The sequence below is a fragment of the Luteimonas sp. TWI596 genome (genome assembly GCF_039674105.1).
Classification (GTDB): Bacteria; Pseudomonadota; Gammaproteobacteria; order Xanthomonadales; family Xanthomonadaceae; genus Luteimonas.
The window spans coordinates 1-11,755 of sequence record NZ_JBDJMU010000027.1 but is presented as its reverse complement, the minus strand read 5'-3'; the positions used below and the strand labels follow the sequence as shown (position 1 = coordinate 11,755).

Annotated in this window: 2 protein-coding genes; both read left to right on the top strand. The window is 69.1% G+C overall.

Annotated features, from left to right (window positions below; all coding sequences use genetic code 11):
• Nucleotides 1–355 precede the first annotated feature (355 nt).
• Nucleotides 356–9,445 (top strand): ESPR-type extended signal peptide-containing protein, encoded by a 9,090-nt coding sequence (locus tag ABE487_RS15685; protein WP_346452310.1) that lies wholly within the window; start codon nucleotides 356–358, stop codon nucleotides 9,443–9,445.
• 150 nt (nucleotides 9,446–9,595) lie between these two features.
• Complete coding sequence (locus ABE487_RS15680; RefSeq protein WP_346452311.1) at nucleotides 9,596–11,536, top strand: S8 family serine peptidase; 1,941 nt, start codon at nucleotides 9,596–9,598, stop codon at nucleotides 11,534–11,536.
• Nucleotides 11,537–11,755 lie beyond the last annotated feature (219 nt).

Here is an 11,755-nt window from a genome sequence, read left to right as displayed (position 1 = left end):
TGGAAAATGCCCATGAATTCAGTGCGTTGACGGTCCTGGCCGCTTCGGCTCGACGTCGACTGTAAAACGACCGCGAGGCGCCCCCTTCGTCACCCAACTGACCTCCTGCGGCAGTGCCCCTTGACGCGACGCGTCAGTCTGAGGAGAGTCGGCATCCGGTCGGTCGTTTGGGGACGATTCAAGTTGCGTACACTCGCCATTCATGAAGTTCGCGCTGCAAGGCGCAGTTCCGCGCCAGGCGCGGGTTCCCAGCCCCACTGAATTCCATCGCAAAGCCGCTCGGTCGATCGTCGACCTGCGGCTTTTTTTTCGCCCGTATTCCATCAGACCAACAAGCACTCCGAGGGGAAGCCGTATGAACCGGATCTATCGCAAGGTGTGGAACAAGTCGCTCGGCCAGATCGTCGTCGCCTCCGAACTGGCGACCGGCGACGGCGTCGGTGCGACCATCGCCGTCGGTCGGAGCGCACGGCCCGCGCTGCTGGCGCTGGCGCTGATGGCTGCCATGCCTGCTGCCTGGGCACAGGTCGCCATCGGCGAGCTCGCCGAGTGCACGGTTGGCGGCGTGACCTACGAATGCATCGTGCCGGGGGGCGCGAGTGCTGCGGTGGGGGCGGTCGCCATTGGTGGTGCAGCGCAGGCGGGCGGTGTGACGTCCACCGCCGTGGGCACGCAGACGGTCGCCACCGGGTTCGCCTCGGGTGCCTTCGGCGCGTCGGCGCGCGCCACGGCCCTCCAGGCGCTCGCACTCGGTGCGAATGCACGCGCGATCGCCGCCGACAGTGTCGCGCTGGGTGCCAATTCGCGCGCGAACCGCGCCAATACGGTGTCCGTAGGTGCCGAAGGCGAGGAGCGCCAGATCGTCAACGTGGCCGCGGGCGTAGAGGCCACCGATGCCGTCAACCGCGCGCAGCTCGATGCCGTTGCCGCCGTCGCGGATGTGACTGCGCAGTACGTCGCGGGGACCGGCGAAGGTGCGGCGGCTGCCGACGGCGATGTCGCCTTCGCCGCCGGCTCGGATGCGACGGCCGGCGGTGATGGCAGCGTCGCCGTCGGCGCGGGCAGCAGCGCATCCGGGATCGAAGCCACGGCGGCGGGCTATGGCAGCGATGCGTCGGGCGAACTCGCGAGCGCGATCGGTGCCGAAAGCATTGCCAGCGGTGGTATGTCGGCCGCACTCGGCTTCCAGGCGGCGGCCGAGGGCGAGTGGTCGACCGCAGTCGGCGCGCTGGCGTCTGCGAGTGCACAGGAAGCCACGGCGCTCGGCAATGGCAGCGCGGCAAGTGGTGTCGCCTCGACCGCCGTCGGCACTGGCACTGTGGCGTCGGCCGACAACAGCGTCGCGCTGGGCGCCAACTCGGTGGCCGATCGCGAAGACAGCGTCTCGGTGGGCTCTGAAGGTGCTGAGCGCCAGATCACCAATGTCGCCGAAGGCACCGAGACGACCGACGCCGTGAACCTGGGCCAGTTGCAGGAGGCGACCGCCTACAACCAGTACTTCCGTGCGACCGGCGATGGTGAAGCCTCCGCCGACGGCGAAGACGCGACCGCGTCGGGCTCGAATGCGATCGCCGAAGCGGACTATTCGACTGCGGTCGGTTCGACGACCTATGCATCCGGCATTGGGTCTTCGGCCTTCGGCAGCGGCGCAAGCGCCAGCGGCCAGTACGCGACGGCGTCGGGCTACAACGCGGTCGCCGAGGGCGACTCGAGCACGGCGGTTGGTGGCTGGCTGTACTACGAGAACGAGAATGGCGAGGTCGAGCTCGACAAGGTGACAATGGCCGTTGAAGTCGGTGACTCGGCCCTGGGCGCAGGAGCGCAGGCGAGCGGCGGGTTCAGCACGGCGACCGGCGCAGCGTCGACCGCGAGTGGTTTGCAATCCACGGCGACCGGCTATTCGAGTGCGGCTGCGGGCGACTACAGCGTCGCGAACGGTGGCTTCAGCGATGCCAGTGGACGTGGCGCGACTGCGCTGGGTTACTCGACCAAGGCGACCAACCAGTACACCACTGCCGTGGGCTGGGGCGCCGTCGCCAGCGGCGCTGGCAGCACGGCGGTCGGTGGCATGGGCGATCTGGCGCCTGGGTGGGGCTTCCTGGTACCGGCAGAAGCGGCCGGCACCGCTGCTTCCGCCTTCGGTTCGGGATCGGGCGCATGGAGCAACTACGCCACTGCGATCGGCGCCCTGGCGCAAGCCGACGGAGTGGGCGCGACGGCGCTGGGTTACTTCGCCTACGCGCAGGCTGAGACCTCGACTGCGGTGGGGGCGCAATCGTGGGGCAGCGGTAATCGCGCAACGGCGGTGGGTTACTACACCACTGCTGAGGGCGACGACAGCGCTGCGCTGGGCTTCAATGCATTTGCCTCGGCCGACAACAGCGTGGCGCTGGGCGCGAACTCGATTGCCGACCGAGAGGACAGCGTCTCTGTTGGTTCGGAGGGTGCAGAGCGCCAGATCACCAACGTCGCCGATGGCACGGAGACGACCGACGCCGTGAACCTGGGCCAATTGCAGGAAGCCACGGCCTACAACCAGTACTTCCGTGCGACCGGCGAGGGTGAAGCCTCTGCTGAGGGCGAAGATGCGACCGCATCGGGCTCGAACGCGATTGCCGAAGCGGATTATTCGACCGCGGTCGGTTCGACCACCTACGCCTCCGGCGTCGGGTCTTCGGCCTTCGGCAGCGGTGCGAGCGCGAGCGGCCAGTACGCGACGGCGTCGGGCTACAACGCGGTCGCTGAGGGCAATTCGAGCACGGCGGTCGGTGGCTGGCTGTACTACGAGAACGAGGACGGCAATGTCGTGCTCGACCAGACAACGACCGCCAGCGAAGTCGGTGCATCGGCATTGGGTGCTGGAGCGCAGGCACTCGGTGCGTTCAGCACCGCGACCGGTGCGGCCGCCAACGCGACGGGTGCGCAGTCGACTGCGCTGGGCTACAGCAGCAGCGCCGCCACGGACGGGTCGAGCGCGCTGGGCGCATTCTCGGAGGCGACCGGCGGCTTCGCGACCGCAGTGGGCTACGGCAGCGTGGCCAGCGGCGACTACGGCCTGGCGGTGGGTGGTATCGCCGATTACGGCGACCTGCTGATCGGCTTCCCCGGTTTGATCCTGCAGGCGACCGAGGCCAGCGGCGTGGCATCGACCGCGCTGGGCAACGGCGCACTGGCAACCGACCTCGGCGCGACCGCTGTTGGTACGTTGGCCGAGGCGACCGGGGTGCAGGCGACATCGTTGGGCACGCTGGCGTATGCGACCGCGGACGGCGCGTCGGCGCTGGGCAGCGGCAGTTCGGCCAGTGGAGTGGATTCGACGGCGGTCGGCTTCCTGGCCGACGCGTCGGCCGGCAACAGCGTGGCGCTGGGTGCGAACTCGGTGGCCGATCGTGCGGACAGCGTGTCGGTCGGTTCGGCGGGCAGCGAACGCCAGATCACGAATGTGGCGGCGGGCGCAGAAGCGACCGACGCGGTCAACGTCGCGCAGCTCGAGCAAGCGACCCAGTACACCAAGTATTTCGCCGCGTCCGGCGGCGAGGACAGCGACAACGCCGCGTATGCGGACGGTGAGTACGCGACTGCGGCAGGCGAATCGGCGCTGGCCGCGGCGCAAGGTGCTTCGGCGTTCGGTAGTGGGGCGTTCGCGCTCGCCGATAACGCGACTGCAGTTGGCTTCAACGCCGTGGCCGATGGCCAGAACAGTGCCGCGTTCGGCGCTGGCGCTGAGGCGCATGGTGCGGCGAGCGTGGCGGTCGGTGGCAATGCGGTCGACGAGAGTGGTGAGCCGCTCTTGACGCTTGGCGGCCAGCCGGTCGAGACCTCGGCCACCAGTGCGGGCGTTGCCGGCACCGCGGTCGGTGCGAGCGCGGAGGCCACGGGCTTCGCGTCCTCGGCCTACGGCGTGGGCGCATCGGCGCTGGGCGCGCAGTCGTCGGCGTTCGGTGCAATCGCCACGGCCTCGGCGGACTACGCGACGGCCGTCGGCACGCAGGCGATCGCCAGCGGCGCGAGCAGCGTCGCCGTGGGTGGGCCGGCGGATCTGATTCCAGGCCTGGGCCTGCTGGTCTCGACCCGCGCATCGGGCGACGGCGCGGCCGCGTTTGGCAGCGGTGCGATCGCCTCGGGCACGAACGGCACCGCGGTCGGCACCCTCACCGAGGCCGAAGGCGCAGGCAGCGTCGCGCTGGGCTACTTCGCCTATGCGCCCGGCACCAATGCCGCCGCGTTGGGCGCCGAGTCGTGGGCCAGCGGCGAGAACAGCACGGCGGTGGGCTTCTACAGCACGGCCTTGGCCGATAACAGCGTGGCGCTGGGCGCCAACTCCACGGCTGATCGCGACAACACGGTGTCGGTCGGTTCGGCAGGTGAGGAACGACAGATCACCAACGTTGCCGACGGCACCGAGACGACCGACGCCGTGAACCTGGGCCAGTTGCAGGAGGCGACCGCCTACAACCAGTACTTCCGTGCGACCGGCGACGGCGAAGCCTCCGCCGAGGGCGAAGACGCAACCGCGTCGGGCTCGAATGCGATCGCCGAAGCGGATTATTCGACCGCGATCGGCTCGACGACCTACGCCTCGGGCGTTGGATCGTCGGCCTTCGGCAGTGGCGCGAGTGCGAGTGGTCAGTACGCGACGGCGTCGGGCTACAACGCGGTGGCGGACGGCGACTCGAGCACCGCGGTTGGTGGCTGGCTGTACTACGAGAACGAGGACGGCGAGGTCGTGCTCGATCAGACGACGACCGCCAGTGAAGTCGGCGCATCGGCCCTGGGCGCCGGTGCGCAGGCACTCGGTGCGTTCAGCACGGCCACCGGCGCGGCGGCCAGCGCGACGGGGGCGCAGTCGACCGCACTGGGCTACAGCAGCAGTGCCATGACGGATGGGTCGAGCGCGCTCGGCGCGTTCTCGGAAGCGACTGGTGGCTTCGCGACCGCGGTGGGTTACGGCAGCGTGGCCAGCGGCGAGTACGGCTTGTCGGTTGGCGGCATTGCCGACTACGGCGCGCTGGTCTTCGGCTTCCCCGGCTTGATCCTGCAGACGACCGAGGCCAGCGGCGTGGCCTCGACCGCGTTGGGCAACGGCGCACTGGCGACTGATGTCGGTGCGACCGCGGTCGGCACGCTGGCCGAAGCGACCGGCGTACAGACGACTTCACTGGGCACACTGGCCTACGCAACCGCGGATGGCGCCTCGGCGCTCGGAAGCGGCAGTTCGGCCAGCGGCGTCGATTCGACGGCGATCGGCTTCCTGGCTAGGGCGTCGGCCGACAACAGCGTGGCCTTGGGTGCGAGCTCGGTGGCCGATCGCGAGAACAGCGTGTCGGTCGGTGCGGCGGGCAGCGAGCGGCAGATCACCAATGTCGCGGCGGGCGCCGAGGCGACTGACGCGGTCAACGTCGCGCAACTCGAGGAAGCGACCCAGTACAACAAGTACTTTGCCGCGTCTGGTGGTGAGGACAGCGACAACGGCGCCTATGCGGATGGCGACTATGCCACCGCGGCCGGCGAATCGGCACTGGCGTCGGCACAGGGCGCGTCGGCGTTCGGCAGCGGGGCGTTCGCACTTGCGGAGAACGCCACGGCGACCGGCTTCAATGCCGTAGCCAGTGCGAGCCATGCGTTGGCGGCTGGCGCATTGGCCGAGGCATCGGGCGAGTACGCAGTCGCAGTGGGCTCCGAGAGCCTGGCATCGGGCGAATTGGCCACCGCCACCGGCGCCGCTGCGGTCGCCAGTGGCGATGGTAGCTTGGCGTCCGGCGCGCTGGCAGAAGCCGACGGCATCGAATCGACTGCGGTCGGCTTCTATGCGGCCGCGACCGGTGACGGCGCGACCGCGGTCGGTGCCGAGAGCATCGCGGACGGCACGACCGCTGCGGCTTTCGGCTTCGGTGCAGAAGCCACCAGCAACTATGCGACCGCGCTCGGCGGATATGCCACGGCGTCGGGCTTCAACAGCACGTCGGTCGGAAACTTCAGCACCGCGAGCGGCTCCAATGCGCTGGCTGTGGGCGCCGACAGCGCAGCGACAGGCGCCGACAGCACCGCTGTGGGCCAGGCGGCAACGGCTTCCGGCACCAACAGCGTGGCGTTGGGTGCGGATTCGATCGCCGATCGCGAAGACAGTGTCTCGGTGGGCTCTGAAGGTGCTGAGCGTCAGATCACCAACGTTGCCGCTGGTACCGAGGACACCGATGCGGTGAATCTGGCACAGCTCAACGCCGCCGCGGACGGCGCCTTGCTCGCGGGCCGCTACTTCCGTGCGACCGGCGACGGCGAAGCCTCCGCCGAGGGCGAAGATGCGACCGCGTCGGGTTCCAACGCGATCGCCGAAGCGGATTACTCGACCGCGATCGGTTCGACCACGTATGCGTCGGGCGTCGGGTCGTCGGCCTTCGGCAGCGGCGCGACCGCGAGCGGCCAGTACGCGACGGCATCGGGCTACAACGCGCTGGCTGAAGGCGACTCGAGCACGGCGGTTGGTGGCTGGTTGTACTACGAGGGTCCGAACGGCGAGTTGCTTGATCAGACCACGACCGCCAGCGAGGTCGGCGCGTCGGCACTGGGCGCGGGTGCGCAGGCACTCGGTGCGTTCAGCACGGCGACCGGTGCGGCTGCCAACGCAACGGGCGTGCAGTCCACCGCGCTGGGCTACAGCAGCAGCGCGGTCACTGATGCGTCGAGCGCATTGGGCGCGTTTTCTGAAGCAACCGGTGGTTTCGCCACGGCGGTGGGCTACGGCAGCGTGGCCAGCGGCGACTACGGCCTGGCGGTCGGCGGCATCGCGGACTACGGCGACGTGCTGATCGGCTTCCCCGGCTTGATCCTGCAGACGACCGAGGCCAGCGGTGTGGCGTCGACGGCGCTGGGCAACGGCGCGTGGGCGACCGACTTCGGCGCAACCGCAGTCGGTACGTTGGCCGAGGCGACCGGCGTGCAGGCGACATCGCTCGGCACACTGGCGTATGCGACCGCGGACGGCGCGTCGGCGCTGGGCAGTGGCAGTTCGGCCAGCGGGGTGGACGCGACGGCGATCGGCTCCCTGGCCCGCGCCTCGGCCGACAACAGTGTGGCGCTGGGTGCGAACTCGGTGGCCAATCGCGAAAACAGCGTGTCGGTCGGTTCGGCGAACAACGAGCGCCAGATCACCAATGTCGCGGCTGGCTCACAGGCCACTGACGCGGTCAACGTCTCGCAGCTCGAGGAGGCGACCCAGTACAACAAGTACTTCGCCGCGTCGGGCGGTGAAGGAAGCGACCAAGCGGCCTATGTGGATGGCGAGTACGCCACCGCCGCAGGCGAGGCGGCATTGGCCTTCGGGCAAGGCGCTTCGGCGTACGGCAGCGGTGCCCATGCATCGGCAGCGAACAGTGTGGCGATCGGCTTCAACAGCTTCGCCGCAGCGGAGGGCGCGGTCGCAATCGGCGGACTTGGCCAGGCTTACGACGAGTTCAATAGTCCGATCATGGAAGATGGCGAGGCTGTCCTGGTATCGACACAGGCTGAGGCGGGCGGCACTGCTGTCGGCTCGGGTGCACTCGCAACGGGACAAAATGCCACCGCCTTGGGCAATGGCGCCCAGGCGCTAGGTGACAACAGCTATGCCGGTGGCATGAAGTCGCGGGCTACCGGTAACTGGAGCACAGCGGTCGGTAGCAATGCTTGGGCCAGTGGCGACGATGCCACCGCGACCGGCGCTTACGCTTGGGCGACCGCCCACGGGGCCACGGCATACGGCACGTCCGCGTGGGCGACGTCGGCGAATGCCTCGGCGTTCGGCTATGGCGCCTGGGCCGACGGGTTGGGCGCGACCGCGTTGGGCATGGACACGTGGGCCGATGGCGTCAACGCCATTGCTGTGGGACGCGGTGCGTTGAGCACTGCCGACCAGGCGATCGCGATCGGCGCGACGTCGCTCGCTGACGGCGTTGGCGCGGTCGTGGTGGGACGCGGCGCCTTGGGTCTTGCGGACGGCGGAGTCGCACTGGGCTCCCGTGCCATGGTCGATGCCAAGGGCGGTCTCGCGCTCGGTGCCAACACCAGCGTCGTGTCCGAAGGTAGCGTTGCCCTCGGAGAAGGCGCACGCGCGGACCGGGCCGGCGCGGTGTCAGTTGGTGCGTCGGCGGCGTGGACCGACGAGTCCGGCGTCACGCATGAGGCGAGGCAGCGCCAGATCACCAACGTCGCGGCTGGCACCGAGGACACCGATGCCGTGAACGTGGCGCAGCTCAATGCGGTCTCTGCCGGTCTGGGCAATCTCGCCGAAAATGCGCTGGTCTACGACGACGACAGCAAGGCGCAGGTCACGCTTGCCGGTGAAGAGGGCACGGTAATCTCCAACGTCAAGAGCGGCGAGGTCTCGGCGACAAGCACCCAGGCGATCAACGGCAGTCAGCTTCACGGTGCGATGCAGTCGGCGGCCGACATCTTCGGCGGCGGTGTCACGATGACGGCCGCCGGCACGTTGAGCATGCCGAGCTACGCGATCCAGGGTGCCAACTACACCTCGATCGGCGACACCTTCGCTGCACTCGACAACCAGATCACCGAGCTCAAGACGCGTGTGGGCCAGGTCGAGACGGTGATCGAGTCCGGCGCCGGCACCAATGACCAAGTGGCGGTGGGCGGCGATACGCCGGCGACGATCGCCGACGGCTCCAACGGTGTCGCGGTCGGTGATGGTGCCCAGACCGGGGGGCAGAATGGCGTGGCGGTGGGTGGCGATGCCTACGCGCATGGTCCCAACGACACCGCCATCGGCGGCAATGCCAAGGTGTACGCGGACGGCAGCACGGCGCTCGGTGCCAACACGACGATCACCGCCGAGGCGACCAACGCAGTGGCTGTCGGTGAGGGTGCGAGCGTGAGCGCGGCGTCGGGCACGGCGCTGGGACAGGGGGCGTCGGTCACTGCGGAGGGGGCGGTGGCGCTGGGACAGGGTTCGGTCGCCGACCGCGCCAACACCGTCTCGGTCGGCAGCGCGGGCAATGAGCGTCAGATCACCAACGTCGCGGCCGGTACCGCTGCGACCGACGCGGCCAACGTCGGCCAGGTCAACGCAGGGGTCAGCGAGGCGAAGGCCTATGCCGACACCACCGCGACGCAGGCGGTGGCCACGTCCAAGGCCTACACCGACCAGAAGTTCGCGACCTGGAACGACAGCTTCGAAACGTTCAAGGGCGATGTCGATCGCCGGTTCTACGACACCGAGCGTCGCATCGACCGTCAGGGCGCGATGGGGGCCGCGATGTTGAACATGGCCACCAGCGCCGCCGGCATCCGCACGCAGAACCGCGTCGGCGTCGGTGTCGGCTTCCAGGGCGGCGAGAGCGCGCTGTCGCTCGGCTACCAGCGCGCGATCAGCGAACGCGCCACGATCACCGTGGGCGGTGCGTTCAGCGGCGATGAGAAATCCGTGGGTGTGGGCGCCGGCTTCGGCTGGTAATCCCGCGGGGACAGGTGGGCTTTGCCCGCCGGTCCGCGGTTCGATGGCATCGGGGCCACCTGCTGCCATCCATGCGACGTCCGTCGGGGCGGCGGCCTTGTGCTGCCGTGCCGACGCTTCCGAGGTCCAAAACTTCAACGAGGGTCCAAAATGAAGAACAGCATCATCCCCAGCGCCCTGGCCATCGCGGTCGGTGCGGTGCTCGCCACCGGTGCCGTCCATGCGGGCAAGACCCAGCGCCCGTCCGACAAGGCGGGGACCGAGGTGCCATTGCAGCAATCGGATGCGACCCCGATCCGACGCTTCATCGTCGAGTATCGGGATGGCGCGCGGGAGCGGCAGGACCAGCAGGCAGCGGTTGCGGGTGTGCGTACCGCGCTTGCCCGCTCGGGCATCGTGCGCGGTGCCACCAAGGCGAACAACGTGCAGTACCTGCGCACGCTCGCGACCGGGCATCAGGTGATGCGCCTGGCCCAGGGCGTGGACCGTGTCTCGGCCGAAGCCCTGATGCGCCAGATCGCCGCCGATCCGAACGTCAAGTCGGTCGCGCCAGACCGTCTGCGCCAGATCGCCGCCGCGCCGGTGCAGCCAGCCTACGTCCCCAACGATCCGGGGCTGGAATGGCAGTGGCACATGCTCGCGCCCGACGGCACCGTGACCGGCGACGGCGGCCCCAACCGCGGCGGCGTCAACGCGCCCGCCGCGTGGGACCTCACGGACGGCGACGGCATCACGATCGCGGTGCTCGACACCGGCATTACCGAACACCCCGACATCGACAGCTCGCTCGGCGATGCCGGCTACGACTTCATCTCCGACAAGCTCGTGTCTGGCCGCGCCACCGATGACCGCGTGGCGGGCGGTTGGGACCTGGGTGACTGGACGATCGGCTACCCCGGCGCGGAGACCTGCCAACAGCGCAACAGCAGCTGGCACGGCACCCACGTCGCCGGGACCGCCGGTGCGCAGCGGACCGACAACGGTGTCGCGGTCACCGGCGTTGCCTACGGCGCCAAGATCCTGCCGGTCCGCGTCCTTGGCCATTGCGGTGGCTACGATTCGGACATCGTCGACGCCATCATCTGGGCGGCGGGCGGAGACGTGGATGGCGTGCCGGCCAATGCCAACCCCGCGCATGTCATCAACCTGAGCCTGGGCGGCACCGGGGCCTGTTCGGCAGCCGAGGCCGACGCGATCGCGCAGGCGAATGCGCTCGGCGCGACCGTGGTGATCGCCGCGGGCAACAGCAATGCCGACGTGGCGAACTTCTCGCCGGCCAACTGCCCGGGCGCGATCGCCGTCGCGTCCAACGGCATCACCAGCCGCCGTGCGTACTACTCCAACTACGGCACGGGCATCGACATCTCGGCCCCGGGTGGCGGCGTCTACGCCAATGACAGTAGTTCGGGCACGCAGATCAATGACGGCTTCGTGTGGCAGGCCAAGAACCCGAGCACGACGACGCCCACGCCGCTGGCGAGCTTCACCAACGTCCCGACCGCTGGCACCGCCGGCACCTCGCAAGCCTCGCCGCACGTCGCCGGCGTGGTTGCGCTGATGCAGGGTGCGCGCCTGGCCGCTGAGCTGCCGCTGCTCACCCCGGAGGAAGTGCTCGATGTGCTCAAGCGCACCGTCACGCCCTTCACCGTGGCCCCGTCGACCAGCCAGCCGATCGGCCCGGGCATCGTCAATGCCGGCGCTGCGGTGATGAAGGCCATCGAGCCGCCGTGCGATCCGGAGGTCGAGACCTGCGCGCCGGATTCGACGCCGATTGGCAATGGCGTGCCCATGCGCAGTCTGGCGGGTACAGCGGGCAGCGAGACGCTGTACTCGATCGAAGTGCCGGCTGGCGTGACCGGTGCGCTGACGATCACCACCAGTGGTGGCAGCGGCGACGTCTCGCTCCATGTCAGCCTCGACGAGGCGCCGGCACAGACCGGGACCTGGAACTCGACGCGTCCGGGTAACACCGAGACTGTCCGGATCAATCGGCCAGCCGCGGGCATCTACTACATCAAGCTGGCCGGCACGCGCGCCTACAGCAACGTGACTCTGCAGGCGAAGTTCACGGCGCCGGCTCCGGTGGTTTAAGACCGCCGCCGCACCCGCAAGGACGCGGGTGCGGTCCACCATTCGAGCCCGCGGCCAGCCGCGGGCTTTTTGCGGCACTTTTCCCGAATCAAGGCGGGCGTTGGCGTTCACTTCGGATGAGTGGCGCAGGGGCCGCCCACCCGAAAAACCGGGGTGGGAATTGCAATTTGGCAAAGGAAAAATTAAAAATTACCACCAGCTTGGTATAAAATGGGAGAC